This window comes from Rhodobacter sp. P2_H5 (genome assembly GCF_056403335.1).
This window is the reverse complement of record NZ_JBFUFS010000007.1, coordinates 79,772-101,463: the sequence shown is the minus strand read 5'-3', so window position 1 is coordinate 101,463 and position 21,692 is coordinate 79,772. Positions and strand designations below refer to the sequence as shown.

Genomic DNA, 21,692 nt, shown 5'->3' with positions numbered 1-21,692 from the left:
GCCTCACCCGGCCGAGGGCGCTGCGGCCCCTGCCGCAGGCTTGGCTTCGGGAACTTTGCCGCCGAGGGCGGTGATTGCCAAGGCCACGCGCTGGCGCAGGCCCGCCGGGGCCTCCTGATCCTGGATCAGGGTGATCAGCGCGGCCAGAGCTTCATCCTTCTTGCCCTCTTCGATCAGAAGATAGGCGAGTTGTTCTTCGGCGAGCACCCGCAAGGGGCGGCCCGCCACGTCGATCGCGGCGAGGGCCGCACGGCGGTCGGCCAGGGGTTCATCGGTGCCGGCAATCGCCACGCGCTTCAGCACGGCCAGATCGCGGTAGATCTGCGGGACCTTGCCGTCGGCCACCAGCGCATCGAGGGCGGCCAGCGCGCCGGCCTTGTCGGTGGCCGGGGTTCCGGCCTTCAGCAGGGCCAGCAAGGCGGTCTGGTCGCCATCGGCGGGCACGGCGGCCAATGCGCTGACGCGGGCGGCGGGATCGGGCAGTTCCAGCGCCGCCATGACGCTGTCGCCAAAAGCCTCGGCCCGGGTCCGCGCCTGCGATTTCTGCCATTCGTTATAGGCCGCGCCGCCGACGATCAGCACCACAAGCGCCACCCCGATCCAGCCATAGCGGCGGAAGGTGGCGTAAAGCCGGTCACTCCGGACGGCATCGGTGACTTCATCGACGAAACTGTCTGGCGTGCTCATGTCGGCTCCTCAACTTCAGGCCTGTCTTACAGGCAAACCGCGCGGCTTGCCAAGCCCTTGGGCCGAGAGCCGGGGCTGCGCCCGGCAAGATCGGGCCGGTGCAAGGTTTGTGCGGGTTTGTCTAGGTCAGCAGCAACTGACTGCTCAGATCGCCCGCRCCGACGCCGTGGAGGACCAGTTTCTCGCCGCCATTGAACAGGAACCGGACGGAGCCGTCGCCCAGCACCGTGGCGTAGTGGTCATAGACCTGTTGTGCCGTCGTCTCCCCGGCCAGAAGCAGATGGTTCAGCCGGACGACATCGCCATCGGCAATCGAGAAATCCCAGACGTCATCCTGCCCGCCGCCCACGCCGAACAGGATGGAATCGGCCCCGGCCCCGCAATAGATCCCGTCATTTCCAGCGCCCCCCGCGAGAAGGTCAGCACCGCCGCCACCATAAAGACTGTCCGCGCCGCGCCCGCCGTACAGGCTGTCCGCTCCCGTCAGGTCGCGCACATTGGTATCGCCGCCGAACAGACGGTCGGCACCAGTACCGCCCAGGACCAGATCTCCACCCAGACCGCCATAGCACAGGTCATTGCCCGCCCCGCCATCGACTTGGTCGGCGGCGGCGCCGCCGCTCAGCGTATCGGCGTCCAGCCCGCCATAGACCCGATCCTTCGCGTCCCCGCCCTCCAGCCAGTCGGCGCCGCCATTGCCCTCCAGAAGGTCGCGCCCCAGACCGCCATACCAGGTCTGCGCCGCGCCATCGCCGGAAAGCCGGTCATTCTCGGTGACGCTGATCGTGTTCGAGGTGCCATCGAGGATGATCGGATCGGCGGGCGAAAAGCTGCCCCGGGTGATCTGGCCGGCATCGCTGGTCAGATCCTCGATGAAGGGCAGAAGCTGCGTCAGGCTGCCCGCGCCAAAGACCGGCAGGGCGCCGTCCAGCCCCATGTAATACTCGCGGTGGGTGGCAAGGTCGCTGATGCCCCAGACATAGCCGGAAAACGCATTGCTGCCCGTGGTCTCGCCCAGAAAGATCGTATTCGAGGTGCCATCCGCGATGTCGTTGATGAAGCGGACCGAGCCGTCGCCGAAGCCGAATTGCAGCCCGTCTGGCTGGCGGAGCAAGTCCACCGGCGGGGCGCTGCCGCCGCTCCACCCGTCGGCGTAACTGTAGCTGAGGCTGTGGCCGCCGGTCCATCTGACCTCGGCGGTGCCGTAATCGACGATGGCCGTATGGCCCGCGTTCCATTCGACCCAGAGGCTGGACATCGTAATCGTTGTCATAATTCCCCCCATTGCTCAAATGGGGGAAGTGTCCGCCGCTTTGCCGAACCGGTCAAGCCGCTTCAGTCGTGGCGCAGGTCAGCTGGCGACGGTCACATGGGTAAAGCGGCCGCCGCGGCGCAGGGTCGAATATTCCGGTTCTTCGGGAGCAGGCTCCTCGGGGGCGACGCCCTCGGTTTCGCTTTCCTCGGCCGACTGGCGTTCCCACATCTGGGTATAGCGGCCGCCCTTGGCCAGAAGCGCCTCATGCGTGCCCTGCTCGACCACTTCGCCGGCTTCCAGCACCAGGATCTGGTCGCTGTCGGCGATGGTGGACAGGCGGTGCGCGATGGTGATGACGGACCGGCCCTGCCCCATCTCGTGCAGACTTTCCTGGATGTCGCGCTCGGTTTGGGTGTCTAGCGCCGAGGTCGCCTCGTCCAGCACCAGAATCGGCGGGTTCTTCAGAAGCGTGCGGGCTATGCCGACACGCTGCTTCTCGCCGCCCGAGAGTTTCAATCCGCGCTCGCCCACCTTGGCCTCGTAACCATCGGGGAGCGACATGATGAAGTCATGGATCTTGGCCGCCTTGGCCGCCGCCTCCACCGCCTCGCGCGGGGCGTCGGGGTTGCCATAGGCGATGTTGTAATAGACCGTGTCGTTGAAGAGGACGGTATCCTGCGGCACCACGCCAATCGCCTGATGCAGGCTGGTTTGCGTCACGCTGCGGATGTCCTGCCCGTCGATCTTGATCGACCCGCCGGTGATGTCATAGAAGCGGAACAAGAGCCGCCCGATGGTGGATTTGCCCGAGCCCGAGGGCCCGACCAGCGCGATCTTCTGCCCCGGGCCTACGCGCAGGCTGACGCCCTTCAGGATCGGGCGGTTCTCGTCATAGGCAAAGCGCACGTCGTCAAAGACCACCTCGCCCTGCGGCACGGTCAGATCCGGCGCGTTCGGGGCATCGACCACTTCAGCGGGCTGTGCCAGAAGGCCGAACATCTCGCCCATGTCGACGAGGGCCTGACGGATCTCGCGGTAGACGGTGCCGAGGAAGCCCAGGGGCAGCGTGATCTGCATCATGTAGGCGTTGACCATCACGAAGTCGCCCACGGTGAAGCGGCCCTGCTGCACGCCGATGGCCGACAGGACCATGACGATGATCAGGCCCACGGTGATGATGACATTCTGCCCGACGTTGAGCACCGACAGCGACTGGCCGGTGCGGACGGCAAAGCCCTCATAAGCCTGCATCGCGCGGTCGTAACGCGCGGCCTCGCGGGCTTCGGCGTTGAAATACTTGACGGTTTCATAGTTCAGCAGGCTGTCGATGGCCTTCTGGTTGGCATCGGTGTCCTGATCGTTCATCGCCCGGCGGATCTGCACGCGCCATTCGGTGACCTTGAAGGTGTAGGTCACATAGATGGCGATCGTGGCCAGCACGACGACGCTGTAGGCCCAGCCGAAGTAGACCGCGAAAATGACCGAAACCATGGTCAGTTCCAGGATCAGGGGGATGATCGAGAAGAGCATGAAGCGCAGAAGGAAATCGACGCCCTTCACCCCGCGCTCGATCACCCGGGACAGGCCGCCGGTCTTGCGGGTGATGTGATAGCGCAAGGACAGGCGGTGGATATGGGTGAAGGTCTCGAACGCCAGCTTGCGCAGGGCGCGCTGGCCGACGCGGACAAAGACCCAGTCCCGCATCTCGCCAAAGAAGACCGTGCCCATCCGGGCGAGGCCGTAGACCACGGTCAGCGCCACAGCGCCCATCAACAAGGGCGTGGCGGGATCAAGGCTCGCGTGGTTGGTCAGCGCATCGACGGCCTTCTTGTACAGATAAGGCGTGAAGACCGAGACGATCTTCGACACCACCAAGAGACAGAGCGCCAGAACCACACGCTGACGCACCCAGGGCTCGTTCTTCGGCCAAAGGTAGGGGGCGACGCGGCGCATCGTGGTCCAACCATTGGCGGGGGTCTTGGCGATATCGGCAGAGGTGGCAGTGGTGGTCAGGCGGCGCATGCGATGTCCTTTGGCCCCCGGAGGCGGGACATGCCGCCGGGGCATGGCAGACTTGGGTCAGCCGCGACCGGAAGTAAACCCCCGGCGCCGATTTTCGACACAGGGGGCCTTATTGGGGGCCAGTATTCGCAGACGGTTCTTCCGGTTCAGACCAAGGGCCCGAGGGCGCGGTGCGGGCCTTCCTGAAGCCGGGCGCTTCAGGTTTCGGCGTTCTGCTCCTGGATCTCAGTTCTTGGGCAGGGTGAAGACCTGTCCGGGATAGATCAGATCGGGGTTCCTGATCTTGTCCTTGTTGGCCTCCCAGACCTGCACATAGAGGAAGCCCGACCCCATCTGTTTGCGCGCGATGCCCCAGAGCGTGTAGCCCGGCTGCACCGTGACCGAGACCGAGGCTGGCGGTGCGGGCGGGCTTTCCGCCGCGGGCGCCGGGGCTGGAGCGGCGGCCGTGGCCTCTGCCGAGGGGGCCGTCTCGGGTGCCGGGGCCGCGGCATCGGGGCTTGCAACTGCGGAGGTCGAAGGGCTTGCCGCAGGGGCTGTCGCCACGGTGTCCGAGGGCGCTGCGGCGGTTCCGGACGAAGCGGTGCCGGATGCGGGGGCCGGCGTTGCGGCAGACGCCGCCTGCGCGGCTGCGGCCAGGGCCTCGGGCGTCTCGCGCTTGAAGGGCGTCTCGAAGCGCGAGGTCACCTTGCCGGTGGCATCGACCTCATCGACGCGCAGCGTGTAGATCTTCGGCGCGATCCCGGCCTCGGTGACCGTCCAGGCGCCATCGGTGCCGATCGGAGCGGCCTCGCCCAGGGCGGCATTGTCGAGGTAAAGCCGCACGAAGGCGCCCGCCGTGCCATGACCGGCGAATTGCACGCTGTCGGGGGTCGGATAGGCGATGACCTCAAGGCTGACATTGGCCGCGACCTCGGCCGGGACCGGGGTGCCGGACTGGACGAGCTTGGCGCCCTGGTCGGTGACCACAAGCGCGGTGGTTCCGGTCGCGGCGGGCGCAGGCGCTGCCGGCGCGGTCGTCGCACCCTCAGCGGGCGCGGGCGATGTCGTGCCGGCATCGGCCACGGCAGCCGGTGCCGCAGCAGGCGCTGAGGTCGCCGCCAGAGCGACGGCGGCGCCCGCCTCGGTCATCGTGCCATCGGGCAACGTGGTGATCATCGTCATGAGCCGCCCGGCCCCTGCGGCGGGCAGGGTGAAGAGGGCGACGAACTTGCCATTGGCATCAGGGATCGGGGCGGCAATCTCGATCCCGTCAACCAGAAGCGAGACCTTGGAGCCCGGCGCCACCTGCCCGGCCACGACCGCCGCGCCATCCGGGGCGACGCGGATCACGTCGAAGCTGGACGCCGGTGCCGGCGCTGCGGCGGATTCTGTCGGTGCCGGTGTGGGTGCCGTGCTGGAATCTGCGGCAGCCTCGGTCGCGGGCGCCGGAGCGGTCGCATCCGCTGCAGGCGCAGTGGCCGCTTCCGTGGCCGGCGCCGTTGCAGCATCTGTCGCCGGCGCAGCTGCAGGCGCTGTGGCGGGCGCCGTGCCTGTTGCAGCCTCCGGCGCGGCGGGTACTGCGGCCTCGGGCGCCGTGGTGGGCGCCACGGCCGCAGGTTCGGCCATCTTGGCGGCGGTCTTCTCCCCCTCCGGTTCCTCGGTCTTGAATATTTCGTAGGCGCCGGTTCCCAGAAGGATGACGATGATCGCAATCAGCGTCACCTTGGACCCCGAACTCATATCTTTCCACGCAGCCATACCGTCCCCCAAGTCGTAAAAGGTCAGCGGGAACTGTTGCCGTCCCCTGCTTTCCTTTGGTCACAATCCCGGATATCTGTGGCAAAGCAACTGGTTTTGAGAGATTTTTCCGATATGTCACCGCAAGGTTTCGCTTCGCAGAGCGTCACGGCCCCGCATCACGGTTCGGTCTGTGTGTTTTGTGGCGCGCGGTCCGGGACAAACCCGGCGCATCGGGCGGCGGCACAGGCCACCGGGGCTGCGATCGCGGCGGCGGGCTGGCGGCTGGTCTATGGCGCGGGCGATGTCGGGCTGATGGGCGAGGTGGCGCGGGCCGCTCAGGCGGCGGGGGCGCCGACGCTGGGGGTGATCCCGACCCACCTGCTGGGGATGGAGGTCGGCAAGCGCGATCTGACGACTTTCGTCATCACCGAGACGATGCATGAACGCAAGAAGGTCATGTTCATGAACGCCGATGCGATTGCCCTCTTGCCGGGCGGCGCAGGCTCCTTGGACGAGTTCTTCGAGGTGCTGACCTGGGCGCAGATCGGGCTGCACCGCAAACCGATCTGGCTGATCGACGTGGCCGGCTACTGGCAGCCGCTGATCGCCCTGATGGACCATGTGATCGCCGAGGGTTTCGCCGATGCCTCGCTGCGCGACCTGTTCACCGTCCTGCCCGGCGTGGAGGACTTCGCCGCAGCGCTGCGCTGACCCGAAGATGGGCAGATTGCCCATCCTACCGTCCGGCGGCGTCCTGCTTGGCTAGGCCGCCCTGCCCCGCCCGAGGCTCCGTCCCGGGCCAAGGCTGTAGATCGAGATCGCCGCCCAGATCAGCAGCAGCGCCACCCCGTGCCAGGGTGTCACCCGCTCTCCCATGATCAGCCAGGCCGAGAGGAATTGCAGCGTCGGGTTGAGGTATTGCGTCAGGCCCGTGGTGGCCAGCCGCACCCGCTGTGCGCCATAGGAAAACAGGATCAGGGGTCCGCCGCTCAGGGGCCCGGCCAAGGGCAGCATCAGGCTGTGATAAAGGTCGCGCCCGAACCAGCCCTGGCCCTGCACCGCGAGCCAGACCAGCCAGGCCAAAAGCGCCGGACAAAGCACCAGCACCTCGACCAGGACCGAGATCAGCGCCGGCGACCGTATCCGCTTCTTGGCCGCCGAATACAGCGCGAAGCTGACCGCCAGCGCCAGGGCCACCACCGGGGCCACGCCCAGCCCCCAGGTCAGAAGCCCGACCGCCAGCGCCACCAGGCCGATGGCCAGGGCCTGGGGCCCGCGCAACGCCTCGCCGAACAGCAGCATCCCGAGGAGGGCCGAGACCAGGGGATAGATGTAATAGCCCAGCGAGGCCTCGACCGCGCGGTCCGACACAACAGCCCAGATGAAGAGATACCAGTTGAAGCCGATCAGCAGCGCCGCGGCCAGGATCCGCCAGCGGTCCTCGCCCGTCAGCAGGGCGCGGACCTGGCCCCAGCGTCCGGTCAGACTGACCACAAGGCCAAAGCTGACCGCCGTCCAGACCGTGCGCTGCGCCATCATCTCGACAGCAGGCACCTCGCGCAGCGCGTGATAATAGAGCGGCGCAAAACCCCAGATCGCGCAGGCCGCGATGATGGCGAGAACGCCCTTTTGGGGATCGGTCATGAGCGGTGTCCGGTAGGATGGGCAATCTGCCCATCTTGCAAGAAAAAGGCCCGCCGATGGGGCGGGCCTTCAGCGGTTGGGAGGAGGCCTAGAGCTTGGCGGCCACGGCTTCCCAGTTCACCAGCTTTTCTAGGAAGTTGGACAGGTAAGCCGGGCGCTTGTTGCGGAAGTCGATGTAGTAGGAATGCTCCCACACGTCGCAGCCCAAAAGGGCGGTCTGGCCGAAGCAGAGCGGGTTCACGCCGTTCTCGGTCTTGGTGACCTTGAGCGCGCCCGATGCGTCCTTGACCAGCCAGGCCCAGCCCGAGCCGAACTGGCCGGCGCCGGCGGCGGCGAAGTCTTCCTTGAACTTGGCGACCGAGCCGAAAGCCTCGACCAGGGCCTTTTCCAGCGCGCCCGGCATCGTCTTGCCAGCGGTGCCCATCACTTCCCAGAACAGGTTGTGGTTCCAGTGCTGCGAGGCGTTGTTGAAGATGCCGTTCTGGGCGACGGAACCTGCGACATAGGTGCCCTTGATGATGTCTTCCAGCGACTTGGTTTCCCACTCGGTCCCGGCAATCAGCTTGTTGCCATTGTCGACATAGGCCTTGTGGTGCAGGTCGTGGTGGTATTCCAGCGTCTCTTTCGACATGCCGAGCGATGCCAGCGCATCATGGGCATAAGGAAGTTCGGGAAGGGTGAAAGCCATCAGAGTCTCTCCAATTCTTGTGTTCGCTGCGGTCAATAAGTGCCCAAGCGCGGCCAAGGTCAAGGCCGCTTGGACCCGGCAGCGCAATTTCGCGCCAAGGCCGCAGGAACCCGCCGCATTGGTGCGGGCTGGCCGCGCACCGGCGAGGGGCTGGCGCTGCCCCCCTGCCCTTTGCTCAGCCTCCGGGCACGCCAGGCTGATGCTACTTCATCGGCTTGCAGGTGCCGTCGCGGCTTTCCCTGTTCTCAAAGGCGCCGACGATGCTCTTTTCGAAGATCTTCATGTCGGCCTTCAACAGGGTCGCGTGGAAGGACACCTGTTCCTTGCTCGTGCCGAAGGACACGTTCTCGACGATCCAGTCGATTTCAAGCCGATTGGCGTTGTCCAGCCGGACCTTGGCCTTCATCGGCGCCTTGTAGACCTCCTTCACGACGCCATCGAAGACGCTGATCTCGTTGGTGGCAACGTCGCGCAGGATAAACAACCGGTCCCCGATCAGATTGGGATCACCGTTTGTGAAAGTGCAATCCAGAACCTGCAGATTCTCAGGAGGGGCGGTCTTGGCCTCCGCGCCTCCCGCAGCCAGCGCCAAGCCGAGAGGCAATGCCAGGGGCAAAGCCCGCAAGAACAACCCAAAACTCATTTACGAACTCCATTCCCTTCGATCACCGTGGTTTCCATCTGCCGCGCGCCCGCCCGAGGCTAGTTCGCTTGCAGGGCACAGGTGCCGCTGCGGCTTTCCTTGTTGTCAAAGCCGCGCACGACAGCTTTCTCCGAAACCGTGCTCTGCGCCTTGAGGAAGATCATGTGATAATCGACCGTGGTCGAACCGCGAGTGCCTGGCAGATTGGCCATGGTCCAGTCGATCTCCAGCCGGCTGGCACTGTCCAACACGACCTTGGCCGGGATCGGCTTCTTGAACACACGGTTGATAATGGGGTCCAAAACCTTGATCTCATTGGTCTTCAGGTCGCGGACGATGAAAAGCTTGTCCTTGATCCAGTCCACCTCGCCGCCGACAAAGTGGCATTCATAGACCTGGCTGGCGGCCGCAGGGCTGGTTTTCGCTGTGACCGCCCCGGGCAGCAGCGCTAAGGCGCATGACAGGGCGACAAGCAGGGAAGAATATCGCATCGAGAAAGATCCTTGATCAACAAACAGGTTACGGGTTCTGCACAGGCCCATTCAGGCACCTGAGGCGACGCTAGCCGTGCGGTTGACGCCATGCAACATCAGGTTGCATGGTCGGCGCCAAAAATCGCAAGCCCTGCCCGTCAAAGTGGCTCAGGGTAACGCAAAAAGCGGCCCCCGGGGGGGGACCGCTTTGCTTACGGACGTCGGATTGTGATGCCTCAGGCCAGTTCGGAACCCGGCTGGGCCGAAGTCTGCAACAGACCCATCACATAGCTCGCCACCGAGCGGAAGCAGACGAGGGTGAAACCGCCCTCCTCGGCCCAGAAGGCCGCCGCAACTTGCGCGGCGCGCGAGCGGCGCAGTTCGCCGGGGGCAAGGCGGTCCATGTCGACCGGGCTCAGCTTGCGCAGGACCTGGTCGGCCTTGGGGCCTTCGATGCGGAACACCGCGCGGGCGTCGGAGACGTTGACGGCCAAGTGGTGCTGGCCGGCAAGGCTGGCGGCGAGGCTCGCCAGGGCGGCATTCACCTCGGCATAGGGCAGGACGATCAGATATTCGTCGGGCCCCATCCAGCCGGCATGCCGCCCGCCCTGCGCCACGATGCGGCGCTGGTCGGGAAGGCTCAGACCAAGGCCCGCGAAAGCCTCGGCCAGGCCGGGGACATCGCGCTTGGCACGCAGGGTGATCATGCCGATCGGGCCGATCTCCCTGACCGTGGCAAAGCCGTCAAAACGGGCGCCCGACAGCGCCGAAACCGGATCAGCCATTCTGCTTGCTCCCTTCCTTGTCATAGAACACCGGGTCGACCACCCGCGCCTTGATCGTGCCGCCGGCGATCTTGGTGAATTCCACCTCGTCGCCCAGACGGTCCATGCCGCCCTTGATCAGCCCCATCGCGATGCCCTTCTTGAGCGTCGGCGAATAGTAGGTCGAGGTGACGCGGCCTTGCGTCCCCGCATGGCCATGGGCGTTGACGCCCGGTGCCACGATATAGGCGCCATCCGGGATCACCGAGCCATCGGGGGTTTCAAAGCCGGCGAGTTTCCAGCGGTCGGGCGAGGTCAGATAGCTGCGCTCTTGCCCGCGCTTGCCGATGTAATCGGCCTTTTTCTTGGAAATCGCCCAGCCGAGGTTGAGGTCCTGCGGCACCACGGTGCCATCGGTCTCGTCCCCGATCATGATGAAGCCCTTCTCGGCCCGCATGATGTGCATGGCTTCCGTGCCGTAGGGCATCACGCCGAACTCGGCCCCGGCCTCGATCAGCTTTTGCCACAGCTGCAACCCGTAACCCGCCGGAACCGCGATCTCGAACGACAATTCGCCCGAGAAGCTGATCCGGTGCACCCGCGCCGGGATGCCGCCGAGGTCGCCTTCAACGAAGGTCATGAAGGGCAAGGCCTCCGGCGACAGGTTCATGCCGCCGAGTTTCTCCAAGAGCAGGCGCGCTTTCGGGCCGGCCACGGCGATCTGGGCGTATTGCTCGGTCACATTGGCGGTATAGACCTGCCAATCCCACCATTCGCATTGCAGCCAGTCTTCCATATGGGCGTGGATGCGCTCGGCCCCGCCGGTGGTGGTGTGGCAAAGCCAGGAATCCTCGGTCAGGCGCACGACCACGCCGTCATCCGACAGGAAACCGTTTTCGTTGCACATCAGGCCATAGCGGCATTTGCCGACGCCGAGGTTCGACATGACATTGGTGTAAAGCATGTCGAGGAAGCGGCCCGCGTCCGGCCCCTTGACCACGATCTTGCCCAGGGTCGATGCGTCGAGCAGCCCGACATTGGCGCGGGTGTTCAGGATCTCGCGTTCGACCGATTGGCCGTGGGTTTCGCCGCCCCTTGTGTAGCAATAGGCGCGGCGCCAGAGGCCGACCGGCTCGAAATAGGCGCCGTTGGCACCGTGCCAGGACTGGATCGGCGTGGCGCGCAAAGGTTGGAAGATCTCGCCGCGAGCCTCGCCAGCCAAGGCGCCGAGCGTGACCGGCGTATAGGGCGGGCGGAAGGTCGTGGTGCCGACATTGGGGATCTCGGCATTCAAGGCGCCAGCCAGCACGGCCAGACCGTTGATGTTGCTGAGTTTCCCCTGATCGGTCGCCATGCCGAGCGTGGTGTAACGCTTGGTATGTTCGACGCTCTCGTAGCCTTCACGGGCGGCGAGCTGCACGTCAGCCACCTTCACGTCGTTCTGGTAATCCAGCCACATCTTGGACTTGAGCTTGACGCCCGCGCCCTGCGGCATGACCCAGACCGGCTCCAGCGGTGCTTCCTCGCGGGGTTCAGCGGTGGAAGCGGTCATGGGGGCGGCGCCTGCGGCCTCGGCCCCTGCCCTTGCGGCATCGGTCAGCGCCTCAGCGGCTTTCAGCGCGCCATTGGCGGCACCGGCGGGATAGACCATCGCCAGACCGTCATGGCTGGTCGGCGGGCGGGTCGCATCGGGGCGGAACATCGCGTTGGCGGTGTCCCAGTTCAGCTTGCCGCCGCAATGGCTCCAGAGGTGCACCACTGGCGACCAGCCGCCCGACATGGCGACGGCGTCGCAGGAGATATCCTCCAGAGGCGCACCCTCGCCCGCCTGCATGCAGAGCGAGACGCCGGTGACGCGCTTGCCGCCCTTGACCTTGGCGATGCCCTTGCCGGTTTCAACCCTGATGCCCATGGCACGCGCCTTGGTCGGCAAGGGGCCATTCGCCTGAGCGCGGGCATCGACGATGCAGGGCACGGCAAGGCCGGCTTCTTTCAGCGCGATAGCGGTGCGGTAGGCGTCGTCGTTGTTGGTGACGACCACGGTGCGATCACCGGGCGAGACCGCATAGTTCACGACATAATCGCGCACGGCGGCGGCGAGCATGACGCCCGGCACATCGTTGCCGGCGAAGGACAAGGGACGCTCCAAAGCACCGGTCGCAGCCACGATGCGCGTGGCCCGGATGCGCCACAGGCGCTTCTTCGGGCGGCCGTCGCCGGGGGTGTGGTCGGCGATACGCTCTTCGGCCAGGACATAGCCGTGGTCATAGACGCCCGAGGCCATGCAGCGGGCGCGAAGGGTGACGTTGGGCATCGCCTCCAGCTTGGCGAGGGTCTGGGTGATCCAAGCGCCAGCCTCCATCCCGTCGATCACATCGCCATCGACCGGGGCGCGTCCGCCCCAGACCGGGGTCTGCTCCATCAGGATGACCCGTGCGCCTTGCGAGGCGGCAGCCAAAGCCGCCTGCAGGCCCGCGATGCCGCCCCCGGCGACGAGCACGTCGCAGAAGGCATAGGCCTGTTCGTAGCGGTCGGCGTCGGTCTCGGTCGGGGCCTTGCCCAGACCGGCGGACTGGCGGATCACCGGTTCGAAGATGTGTTTCCAGGCGAAACGCGGGTGGATGAAGGTCTTGTAATAGAAGCCACCCGGCAGGAAGCGCGACAGCGAGTTGTTGACGACACCCACGTCGAATTCCAGGCTCGGCCAGTGGTTCTGGCTTTGCGCCTCAAGCCCGGCGAAGGTCTCGGTCGTCGTCACGCGCTGGTTCGGCTCCAGCCGCGCGCCGCGGCCGAGGTTGACGAGGCCGTTCGGCTCTTCGGCGCCGGATGCCACCAACCCGCGCGGGCGGTGGTATTTGAAGCTGCGGCCGACCAGCATCTGGTCATTGGCCAGAAGCGAGGCGGCGAGCGTATCGCCCTTGAAGCCGCGCAGGCGCTTGCCGTTGAAGGTGAAATCCACCGCGGCGGAGCGGTCGATCAGACGGCCCCCTTTGGAAAGACGGGTGCTCATTGGAAACCCTTCCAGTCGGGCCGTTTGGCCTTGATCTTGTCTTGCAGGTCGGCCGGCGGGGCCGAGGATTGGGCGGGATAGGTGCCGAACACCTCCAGCGTGGCGGTGTCGCGGGCGGCGAGGAACCACTTGCCGCAGCCATAGGCATGGCGCCAGCGTTCGAAATGCACGCCCTTGGGGTTCTTGCGGGCGAACATATAGGCCTCGAACTCTTCATCGGTCGAGCCGGGGCCGAAGCGCTTGAGATGCGCCTCGTAGCCGGGGCTCAGTTCGGTCTCTTCGGCCATGACGCCGCAATAGGGACATTCAAGCGTCAGCATAGCTGGTCTCCACGCAGAAAAACGGCGAGCGCGGAAAGGCGCTCGCCGAGAGGGGAAGGGGCAAAAACGGGAAGCAGGCAATCACGCTGCCGCAGAAACCTGCGACAGCGCCAGAGACGACAGTGTTACGGCGCAGCCGGAGCCGGAGCGGCCGGAGCCGGGGCAGCCGGTGCAGGCGCTGCGGGAGCGGTTGCCGCAGGCGGGGTTGCCGCAGGGGCAGGCGCTTCGATGGTGACGGAGGTGCTGGTGGAAGAGCCGGTGCCGACATGCTTGGGGCTGCCGCCATACATGAAGTAGCCGATGATCCCGACAGCGACGACAACGCCGCCGAGGATGAAGGCCATGGCAGAGATCCCGCCAGCTTCTTTCTTGGTTTCGACGGTTCGGATTTGATCAACCATGATGTACGCTCCAGATAAGGATATTTCACCTCATCAACGCCACCCGTCGGCAAAGGGTTCCCGCCCTTTGCATTTTTATTGTTCAAACTGCGGTTCAGCATGGCACCGTGCCGCATTTGAGCAGCTCGACCGGGATATCCCCGAAGGCCCAGATCAAGGTGCCGATGAACAGCCAATAGGCCTGCGCCCGCAAGGCCATGTCGTGCGCCCTTTGATGCGCCTGCTTGGCCTCCTGATAGCTGATGTTGCGCGCCTCGGCCAATTTGTTGAAGGATTGCGCGATCTTGGCCTGCTCCAGCGCCCGGCGCCGCGCGATGGATTGCGCGCGCGTCTTGACCGGCTCGGTCAGGTCCTCCAGCGCAGGGTCGAGCTTCTCGCGCTTGAGCACGGCAGGCGTCGTCTGCTTGCGGATCAGCCACCAGTCGTCCGTCGTGCGCGGATCGAAGAAATACACATAGGCGGCCACCCCGGCCACGATCGCCCCGGCGCGCGGCAACCAGAGCCCGGTGAGAAAGCGGTCCATCACCGCACCGATCAACAGGATCACGGAAAACCAGAAATGATAGAAGACCGCGGTCCGGCCCTCCAGAAAATGGCTGAGCGCGGTCCTGTGGCGCTTGTGGATCACGGGCGCCCCCGGTGAGGTTGATGGCTGAAGCTCCCATGGTTCAATGCGCGACCCCGGCAGCGACGCTTTCGTCGATGAAACGGCCTTCCTTGAAGCGCCAGAGGTCGAATTCGGCAGCCAAGCTGCCCGGTTCGCCCTTGGCCATCAGTTCGGCCATGGCCCAGCCCGACCCCGGGATGGCCTTGAAGCCGCCGGTGCCCCAGCCGCAGTTGATGAAGCAATTGCCGAGCGGGGTTTTCGAGATGATGGGCGAGCGGTCGCCGGTCATGTCGACGATGCCGCCCCATTGCCGCAGCATCTTGAGCCGCGAGATCATCGGGAAGGTCTCGATCAGGGCGCGCAGCGTTTCCTCGATATGCTGGAACGACCCGCGCTGGGTGAAGTTGTTGAAGCCGTCGGTGCCGCCGCCGATCACCAGCTCGCCCTTGTCGGACTGGCTGAGATAGCCGTGCACGGTGTTGGCCATGACGACCACGTCGATGCAGGGCTTGATCGGTTCGGAGACGAGGGCCTGCAGCGCCACCGCCTCGACCGGCAGGCGGAAGCCTGCCATCTCGGCGACCTGGCCCGAATGGCCAGCCACGACGATGCCCAGCTTCTTGGTGCCGATGAAGCCCTTGGTGGTCTCGACCCCGGTCACCTGCCCAGCCTCGGAGCGGACGCCCTTGACTTCGCAGTTCTGGATGATGTGCATGCCCATGGCCGAGCAGGCCCGCGCATAGCCCCAGGCCACCGCATCATGCCGCGCCGTACCGCCGCGCGCCTGGTACTGCGCGCCAAGGATCGGATAGCGCGGCCCGTCGATGTTGATGATCGGCACCAGTTCCTTGACCTTGGCGGGCGAGATCCACGAGGTCTCGACCCCCTGCAGCGAGTTGGCATGGACGGTGCGCAGGTAGCCGCGCATCTCGTGATGGGTCTGCGCCAGCATCAGAAGGCCGCGCGGGCTGAACATCACGTTGTAGTTCAGGTCCTGGCTCAGATTCTCGTACAGGCTGCGCGCCTTCTCGAAGATCGCGGCGGAGGGGTCCTGCAGGTAGTTCGACCGGATGATCGTGGTGTTGCGGCCGGTGTTGCCACCGCCGAGCCAGCCCTTCTCGATCACCGCGACATTGGTGATGCCGAAGTTCTTGCCCAGGTAATAGGCCGTGGCGAGGCCATGGCCCCCGGCGCCGATGATGATCACATCATAGCTGGCCTTGGGCGCGGGCGAGGCCCAGGCTCGTTCCCACCCCATATGGTAGGACAGCGCCTCACGCGCCAAGGCAAATACGGAATAGCGTTTCATGAGGGGCCCCTTCACTCGCAAAGGCGATGCGTCTTTAAATGGCAGGCAAGGTCGGTATAGCCACAGCCAGCAGCGGCACAATGGGGAAAATTGCGACAAAAGCGGTGACAAAGCGCAAGCCCGCCGCGAATGGCGCAGATTCGCCGGTTCACGATGTCGCGGCAGGGGCTTGGCCGGGGCATTTGCGCTTTTGCTGGGCGGCTGAAGCCGCTAATCAGGCCGCAACATGAGGAGCGGTGATGGTCGGATTCTGGATCTCTGCGACGGCGATGGTTTTGATGGTGGCGGTGGTGCTGGTGCAAGCCTTGCGGCAGGCCCGCGGCCCGGATGCCGGACCGCAGGGCGCCCCGGTGTCCGAAGTGGCGGAAGACCTGATCCTTTACCGCGATCAGCTGAACGAGGTCGAACGCGATCTGGCGCGCGGCGTCATCCCCGCCGAAGAGGCCGGTCGCCTGCGCATCGAAGTACAGCGCCGCATGCTGGAGGCCGACCGCGCCGCCCGCCCCGGCACAGGGACACCCGCTGCGCGCAGCGTCAGCCTGCCCCTTGCGGCGGGGGTCGTGGCGCTGGCGCTGGCCGGTTCGGCGGTCTTGTATTTCTATCTCGGGGTGCCGGGCTATCCCGACCTGCCCATCGCGGAACGTCTGGCCGCCGCCGAGACCGAATACCGGAACCGCCCGCATCAGGACGCGCTGGAGGCCAAGGCCCCGCCCTTTGTGGCACCCCCTGGGGTGGATCAGGACGCGCTTGACCTGATCGGCAAGCTGCGGACCCTCATGGCAAAGCGCCCCGACGATCTGACCGGGCAGAGCCTGCTGGCCGAGAACGAGACCAAGCTTGGCAACTTTGCCGCCGCCCACAAGGCGCAGGAGGCGGTGATCCGCCTCAAGGGCGAAACGGCCACGGCAGAGGATTACAGCACGCTCGCCGTGCTGATGATCTATGCCGGCGGCGGCATCGTCTCGCCCGAGGCCGAGACGGCGCTGGCCGAAACCCTGCGCCGCGACCCGAAAAACGGCTCGGCCCGCTTTTATCTGGGTGTGATGGCGGCCCAGGTCGGACGGCCCGACCGCACCTTCTCGATGTGGAAGCCCTTGCTGGACGAAGGCCCGGAAGATGCCCCCTGGATCGCCCCGATCCGCGCCCGCATCCAGGATGTGGCCGATGAGGCGGGGATTGCCTATGAGGCTGCCGACATGGCCCAGGTCACCAAGGGGCCGGATGCCACCGACATGGCCAATGCCGCCCAGATGTCGCCCGAGGACCGCCAGAAGATGATCGAAGGCATGGTCGGCGGCCTCGAATCCCGCCTGATGGCCGAAGGCGGCCCGGTCGAGGACTGGACCAAGCTGATCAACGCTTTGGGCGTGCTGGGCGCCGAGGACCGCGCCAAGGCCGCCTATGCCAAGGCCGAAGCGGCCTTCGCGGGCAAGCCGGGCGAACTTTCCGCCCTGCATGCCGCCGCCGTTCAGGCCGGGGTGGCGCAATGATCTATCCCGACATTCTGGAATTTGCGAAGATCCTGCCGCCGAACCGGGCGATCTGCGGCCTTGATCTCGGCGACAAGACGATCGGCGTCGCGATCTCGGACCTGCGGCGGCTGGTGGCAACGCCGGTCACCGTGATCCGCCGGGTGAAATTCACCCTCGATGCGGCAGCGCTGCTGAAGCTGCTGGCCGAGCGGCAAGTGCAGGGCATCGTGCTGGGATTGCCCCTGAACATGGACGGCTCCTCGGGCCCGAGGGTCCAGACGACGCAGGCTTTCGCGCGCAATCTCGTGAAGCTCTCGGACCTGCCCATCACCTATTGGGATGAACGCCTGTCGACCGTGGCCGCCGAAAGAGCGCTGATCGAGGCGGATACGTCACGAAAACGTCGCGCCGAGGTCATTGATCAGGTGGCAGCCGGGTATATCTTGCAGGGAGCGCTGGATCGGCTGGACGCCCTGGCCCGGTCCTCGCTGCAAAAGGACGCCTGAGATGGAAGACGAGATCTGGACCCGTAGCGAGGTGCAATCGCCCTGCATCAAGATCTGCGTGATCCACCCCGAAGAGCGGCTCTGCGTCGGCTGCTTCCGCTCGATGGAGGAAATCGCCCGCTGGTCCGCCATGACGGCCGGGGAACGCCAGACCGTGATGGCCGACCTGCCCGCCCGCGCGCCACGCCTGAGCAAGCGCCGCGGCGGCAGACTCGGCCGGCTCGACCGTTAGGCCCCGCCGGGCCGGAGGCCCCGATTTTTCGCAGAAAAATCGTCCTGCGCCCGGGCAAACGATTTTTCGTCGAGAAATCGCGGGAAAAATCGTGGCTGGCGTCCCGACAAACGATTTTTCTGCGAAAAATCGAGGCCAGGGTCTTTGGGGCCAGCGCCCTCGGCCCCCCCCATAGCCCGGCGATCCCTTGCTCAGCCCTGCTGACGCCCCATCCGCCCGCCGCGCCGGTGTGGCGGTTGAGGGGCGGCCAGACCCTCTTTCAAGGTTTGCGTCATCGGGTGATCGGGGGCCTCGGAGCCATATTGGACCAGAAGCACTTCGATCGCGGCGGACGTGTCCGCCCCGACCGGCAGGCTCAGCGCCCAGTCCAGAAAGATCGAGCGGCATTCGCCCGGCGTGATCCCTTCCATCCGGTAGCTTTCGCGCACCAGACCCTTGGGGTCTGCTGCGGCTCTTTGTGCCGTCTGGTCCATCAGTCCGTTCCTCCCGTCAAGGCCGGGGCAATGATTGCCTCTGCCGCCTCTGCCGCCCTGTCCAAAGCCGCGGTCAACCCGGCGGCATCCGCAGCCTCGGTCTCGCGCAGCAGAAAGGCCTGCGCGCCCTCACCCAGGGTCGCCGGATCCAGCACCCGGTCCGACAGAAGCCGCGCGCCCGCCTGCATCCGCCAGAAAAGCCTCATCGCATCCAGAAGCACCGTCTCGTCCGTTTGCGACAGATTGCCGGCCGAACGCCCCGCCGCCAGCTGCCGTTCGACGTTGCGCGCCGGGCTGCCGGCCTGCAGGGCCAGCATCTGGGCGAAAAGCTCAATGTCCAGCAACCGGCCCGGGCCGTTCTTGGCCTCCCACGCGCCCTGGGCGGGCTTGGCCTCGGCCAGCCTGGCGCGCATTTCGGCCACGTCGGGGCGGACCTTTTCGCCCTGCCCCTTGCGCGCCAGCAGATCGCGGCGAAAGGCCTCGACCGCGCTGCCCAGTTCGGCCTGCCCCGCCAGCACCCGCGCCCGGGTGAGGGCGAGATGTTCCCAGGTCCAGGCCTCGCCCTCCTGATAGGTGCGGAAGGCGTCGAAGGAGGTCGCAACCGGCCCCTGCCGCCCCGAGGGGCGCAGCCGCATGTCGACCTCGTAAAGCCGGCCCTCGGCGGTCTGGGTGGTCAGCGCCGTCACCAGGGTTTGCGTCAGCCTTGCGAAATAGGGCCGCGTGGCCAGCGGGCGCGGCCCGGTCGAGGTTTCCGCCCCCATCGGGTCATAGATCACGATCAGATCCAGATCCGACCCGGCGTTGAGCCGCGCCGCGCCGAGCGAGCCCATGCCCAGCACCACGGCCCCGCGCCCGGGCGGCGGGCCATGACGACGGGCGAACTCTGCCAGCACCACGGGCCAGAGCCCGGCAATCACCGCCTCGGCCAGATCGGCATAGGATTTCCCGGCCTCGAAGGCGTCGATCAGCCCGCGCAGGTGGTGAACGCCGATGCGGAAATGCCATTCCTTCATCCAGATCCGCGCCAGCCCCAGCGCCTTCTCATAATCGCCCGCGGTGGCGAGCACGCGGCTCAGATCCTCCAGCAGTCCGATCTTTCCCGGCCAGGGCGCAAAGAATGATCCGCCGATCACCGCATCCAGCACGGCGGCATTGCGCGACAGGTAACGGGCCAGCGCCGGCGCCGTGGCTGCGATGTCGATGATCAGGTCGACCAGCGGCGGGTTGGCCTCGAAAAGCGAAAAGATCTGCACGCCTGACGGCAACCCGGCCAGAAAGCCGTCGAGCGCCACCAGCGCCTCTTGCGGATGGGCCGAGCGCATCAGCTGACGCAGGAGCGTCGGCCGCAGCCGGGCGAAGATCGCCTGGGCGCGGTCCGAGCGCAGGGCGGGGTAATGCGGCCAGCGCGCGACGATGCCGCGGGCCTGAGGCGAAAGCTCGGGCAGTGCTGCCTCGGCCGGGTCGGCGGGGGCGAAGAAGCCTTCGGTCAGCCGGTCGACCTCGGTCAGGCGGGTGAGGAAGCTCTGGCGGAAGCCGGCCTCATCCTCGCCGCAGAAGGCCGCGATGCGGGCGATGGCCTCGGCCTGGGTCGGCATGGTCTGGGTCTGTTCATCCAGCACCATCTGCAAGCGATGCTCGATCTCGCGCAGGGCGCGGTAGGCTTGCGCCAGTTCTGCGGCCACCTCCTGCGGCAGCCAGCCCTTGGCGGCGAGCGCCTGCAGCCCCGCTTCGGTGCCGCGCGCGCGCAGGTCCGGATCGCGACCCCCGGCGATCAGCTGGCGGGTCTGGGTGAAGAACTCGATCTCGCGGATGCCACCGAGGCCGAGTTTGACATTGTGCCCCTCGACCACCAGGGGGCCGTTCAGCCCGCGATGTTCGCGGATCCGCAGCCGCATGTCATGGGCATCCTGGATCGCGGCGAAGTCGAGGTGCTTGCGCCAGACGAAGGGGATCAGGCCGCGCAGGAAGCGGTCGCCGGCTGCAATGTCGCCGGCGCAGGGCCGCGCCTTGATATAGGCGGCGCGCTCCCAGGTCCGGCCCTCGGCCTCGTAATAGGCCAGGGCCGCCGCCATCGAGATGCAGACCGGGGTCACCGAGGCATCGGGGCGCAGGCGCAGGTCGGTGCGAAAGACATAGCCCTCCGAGGTGAGGTCGGACAGAAGCGCCGTCATCTTGCGGGTGACGCGGATGAAAGCCGCCCGCGCCTCCTGTTCAAAGCCGGGGTGGCGGGTCTCGTCGAACAGGCAGATGAGGTCGATGTCGGAGGAATAGTTGAGCTCGAAGGCCCCCATCTTGCCCATGGCGAGCACGACCATCCCAGCCCCGTCACCGGGCGCGCCTTCCGAGGCGGGCAGCTTGCCGCGCCGGATTTCCTCAGCCACCAGGGTTGTGACACAGGCCTGCACCGCCGTGTCGGCGAGCCGGGTCAGGGCGGTGGTGACCTCGGTCAAGTCCCAAAGGCCGCCGAGGTCGGCCAGAGCGATCAGCAAGGCCGCGCGCCGTTTGGCCTGGCGCAAGAGCCCCGCGATGCTGTCGGGCGTCACGGCCTCCAGATCAGCCAGCACGGCGGCGAAGGCGGCCTCCGGCCCGGCAGCCAGGGCGGCGCGCAGCCAGGGCGCCTCGCGCCGGATCAGATCGCGCAGGTGGGGGGCACAGGAGGCGCTGGATGAGAGCAGGCCCTGCACCTGGGGCGGCAGATCGGCGAAAGCGGCGGCCAGTTCCGCCGCGACCGCAAGATCATGCGGCAGCGGCATCCGGGTGATGCGGGAGGCGAAACCTTGGTCCATGCCCCAGTCATGCCTTCTGCGCCAGGGCGGGTCAACCGCCCCGAGGCGCGCTCCCGGATGCCCGCCGCCACGACCTGCTTGCACTTTCCCGTTGCGCTTTGCCAAATACTCCCGCCGGAGGCCCCGACCGCCCCCGCGGCGCCCCATTTCAGAACCCACCCCTGCGAGACCCTGATGAGCAAAAGCCTGACCCGTGTGAAAACCGCCCTTGAGGCGCTTGGCCTGGCGCCCGAGATCATGGAAACCCCCGCCTCGACCCGCACGGCAGCCGAAGCGGCCTCGGCGGCGGGGGTGGCGCTGGACCAGATCGTGAAGTCGATCCTGTTTCAGGGGGCTGAGGGGCAGCTGGCCCTGTTCCTGACGGCGGGAGGCAATCAGGTCGATGGCACCAAGGCCTCGGCCCTGGCGGGGATGGCGCTGCAGCGGGCCGAGGCGGCGCGGGTGCGGGCGGTGACGGGCTTTGCGATCGGCGGCGTGTCGCCTCTGGGCCATCTGACACCCCTGCCCCTGTGGATGGACCCGCGGCTCTTGGATTTTCCGGTGATCTGGGCCGCGGCGGGGACGCCGAACCATATCTTCGCGCTGGCCCCCGCAACCCTGCAGCGCGTGACGGGGGCGGTGGTGGCGGATTTCACGCTGTGATTTTGCCCGGGTTCCGGGGCGCGCGCGGCGGCTCCGGCT

General features: G+C 66.5%; 21 protein-coding genes. 5 read left to right on the top strand and 16 right to left on the bottom strand.

Translation table 11 applies throughout. The features are described from left to right. Positions 1 to 3: 3 nt before the first annotated feature. From AC1DVR_RS11735 to AC1DVR_RS11720, 4 genes are all read right to left on the bottom strand, one after another. The gene (locus AC1DVR_RS11735; RefSeq protein ID WP_478000756.1) at positions 4 to 687 is read right to left on the bottom strand and encodes a hypothetical protein; all 684 of its coding nucleotides are present in this window, start codon (positions 685 to 687) and stop codon (positions 4 to 6) included. Between the two features lie 121 nt (positions 688 to 808). Beyond that, complete coding sequence (locus AC1DVR_RS11730; protein ID WP_478000755.1) at positions 809 to 1,960, bottom strand: calcium-binding protein; 1,152 nt, start codon at positions 1,958 to 1,960, stop codon at positions 809 to 811. A gap of 78 nt (positions 1,961 to 2,038) precedes the next feature. After that, entirely contained in the window at positions 2,039 to 3,964 is a 1,926-nt protein-coding gene (locus tag AC1DVR_RS11725) for an ABCB family ABC transporter ATP-binding protein/permease (RefSeq protein ID WP_478000754.1), read from the bottom strand. A 225-nt stretch (positions 3,965 to 4,189) separates the two neighbouring features. Further along, positions 4,190 to 5,701, bottom strand: a complete 1,512-nt coding sequence (locus tag AC1DVR_RS11720; RefSeq protein ID WP_478000753.1) for a LysM peptidoglycan-binding domain-containing protein — start codon at positions 5,699 to 5,701, stop codon at positions 4,190 to 4,192. Positions 5,702 to 5,815: 114 nt separating this feature from the next. Between AC1DVR_RS11720 and AC1DVR_RS11715 the strand changes: the two genes are divergently transcribed. Next, positions 5,816 to 6,394, top strand: a complete 579-nt coding sequence (locus AC1DVR_RS11715) for an LOG family protein (RefSeq protein WP_478000752.1) — start codon at positions 5,816 to 5,818, stop codon at positions 6,392 to 6,394. Between the two features lie 51 nt (positions 6,395 to 6,445). Here AC1DVR_RS11715 and rarD read toward each other — a convergent pair whose 3' ends face one another. From rarD to AC1DVR_RS11665, 10 genes are all read right to left on the bottom strand, one after another. Further along, positions 6,446 to 7,327 carry an EamA family transporter RarD gene (rarD, locus tag AC1DVR_RS11710; protein WP_478000751.1) on the bottom strand — a complete coding sequence of 294 codons (882 nt, stop codon included), beginning with the start codon at positions 7,325 to 7,327 and terminating at the stop codon, positions 6,446 to 6,448. An 88-nt stretch (positions 7,328 to 7,415) separates the two neighbouring features. Next, the gene (locus tag AC1DVR_RS11705; RefSeq protein WP_478000750.1) at positions 7,416 to 8,015 is read right to left on the bottom strand and encodes a superoxide dismutase; all 600 of its coding nucleotides are present in this window, start codon (positions 8,013 to 8,015) and stop codon (positions 7,416 to 7,418) included. A 202-nt stretch (positions 8,016 to 8,217) separates the two neighbouring features. Continuing rightward, positions 8,218 to 8,499, bottom strand: coding sequence for a hypothetical protein (locus tag AC1DVR_RS11700; RefSeq protein WP_478000749.1), 282 nt, complete (start codon positions 8,497 to 8,499; stop codon positions 8,218 to 8,220). Between the two features lie 218 nt (positions 8,500 to 8,717). Further along, on the bottom strand, positions 8,718 to 9,149 hold the full coding sequence (locus AC1DVR_RS11695; protein ID WP_478000748.1) for a hypothetical protein: 432 nt from the start codon (positions 9,147 to 9,149) through the stop codon (positions 8,718 to 8,720). A gap of 218 nt (positions 9,150 to 9,367) precedes the next feature. Then, on the bottom strand, positions 9,368 to 9,916 hold the full coding sequence (locus tag AC1DVR_RS11690) for a sarcosine oxidase subunit gamma (RefSeq protein WP_478000747.1): 549 nt from the start codon (positions 9,914 to 9,916) through the stop codon (positions 9,368 to 9,370). Then, positions 9,909 to 12,905 carry a sarcosine oxidase subunit alpha family protein gene (locus tag AC1DVR_RS11685; protein WP_478000746.1) on the bottom strand — a complete coding sequence of 999 codons (2,997 nt, stop codon included), beginning with the start codon at positions 12,903 to 12,905 and terminating at the stop codon, positions 9,909 to 9,911. The genes AC1DVR_RS11690 and AC1DVR_RS11685 overlap by 8 nt, the downstream gene beginning before the upstream one ends. After that, the gene (locus AC1DVR_RS11680) at positions 12,902 to 13,225 is read right to left on the bottom strand and encodes a sarcosine oxidase subunit delta (RefSeq protein ID WP_478000745.1); all 324 of its coding nucleotides are present in this window, start codon (positions 13,223 to 13,225) and stop codon (positions 12,902 to 12,904) included. The genes AC1DVR_RS11685 and AC1DVR_RS11680 overlap by 4 nt, the downstream gene beginning before the upstream one ends. Positions 13,226 to 13,350: 125 nt before the next feature. Beyond that, on the bottom strand, positions 13,351 to 13,626 hold the full coding sequence (locus tag AC1DVR_RS11675) for a hypothetical protein (protein ID WP_478000744.1): 276 nt from the start codon (positions 13,624 to 13,626) through the stop codon (positions 13,351 to 13,353). Between the two features lie 94 nt (positions 13,627 to 13,720). Continuing rightward, positions 13,721 to 14,254, bottom strand: coding sequence for a hypothetical protein (locus AC1DVR_RS11670; RefSeq protein WP_478000743.1), 534 nt, complete (start codon positions 14,252 to 14,254; stop codon positions 13,721 to 13,723). 40 nt (positions 14,255 to 14,294) lie between these two features. Then, entirely contained in the window at positions 14,295 to 15,542 is a 1,248-nt protein-coding gene (locus tag AC1DVR_RS11665) for a sarcosine oxidase subunit beta family protein (RefSeq protein WP_478000742.1), read from the bottom strand. 239 nt (positions 15,543 to 15,781) lie between these two features. Here AC1DVR_RS11665 and ccmI point away from each other — a divergent pair, with 239 nt between their 5' ends. Genes ccmI through AC1DVR_RS11650 form a run of 3 tightly spaced genes read left to right on the top strand, consistent with a single transcriptional unit; the run spans position 15,782 to position 17,752 of the window. Beyond that, a complete protein-coding gene (ccmI, locus tag AC1DVR_RS11660) occupies positions 15,782 to 17,032 on the top strand; it encodes a c-type cytochrome biogenesis protein CcmI (RefSeq protein ID WP_478000741.1) in 1,251 nt (416 codons plus the stop codon). Beyond that, positions 17,029 to 17,520 (top strand): Holliday junction resolvase RuvX, encoded by a 492-nt coding sequence (ruvX, locus tag AC1DVR_RS11655; protein ID WP_478000740.1) that lies wholly within the window; start codon positions 17,029 to 17,031, stop codon positions 17,518 to 17,520. The genes ccmI and ruvX overlap by 4 nt, the downstream gene beginning before the upstream one ends. A gap of 1 nt (position 17,521) precedes the next feature. Then, a complete protein-coding gene (locus AC1DVR_RS11650; RefSeq protein WP_478000739.1) occupies positions 17,522 to 17,752 on the top strand; it encodes a DUF1289 domain-containing protein in 231 nt (76 codons plus the stop codon). A gap of 191 nt (positions 17,753 to 17,943) precedes the next feature. On the opposite strand, the gene AC1DVR_RS11645 is transcribed toward AC1DVR_RS11650, so the two are convergent. Together AC1DVR_RS11645 and AC1DVR_RS11640 are read right to left on the bottom strand one after the other, a co-directional pair. Then, the gene (locus AC1DVR_RS11645) at positions 17,944 to 18,225 is read right to left on the bottom strand and encodes a hypothetical protein (protein WP_478000738.1); all 282 of its coding nucleotides are present in this window, start codon (positions 18,223 to 18,225) and stop codon (positions 17,944 to 17,946) included. Beyond that, complete coding sequence (locus AC1DVR_RS11640) at positions 18,225 to 21,011, bottom strand: [protein-PII] uridylyltransferase family protein (RefSeq protein ID WP_478000737.1); 2,787 nt, start codon at positions 21,009 to 21,011, stop codon at positions 18,225 to 18,227. The genes AC1DVR_RS11645 and AC1DVR_RS11640 overlap by 1 nt, the downstream gene beginning before the upstream one ends. Positions 21,012 to 21,185: 174 nt before the next feature. Between AC1DVR_RS11640 and AC1DVR_RS11635 the strand changes: the two genes are divergently transcribed. Further along, the gene (locus AC1DVR_RS11635) at positions 21,186 to 21,653 is read left to right on the top strand and encodes a YbaK/EbsC family protein (protein ID WP_478000736.1); all 468 of its coding nucleotides are present in this window, start codon (positions 21,186 to 21,188) and stop codon (positions 21,651 to 21,653) included. The last annotated feature ends 39 nt before the right edge of the window (positions 21,654 to 21,692 follow it).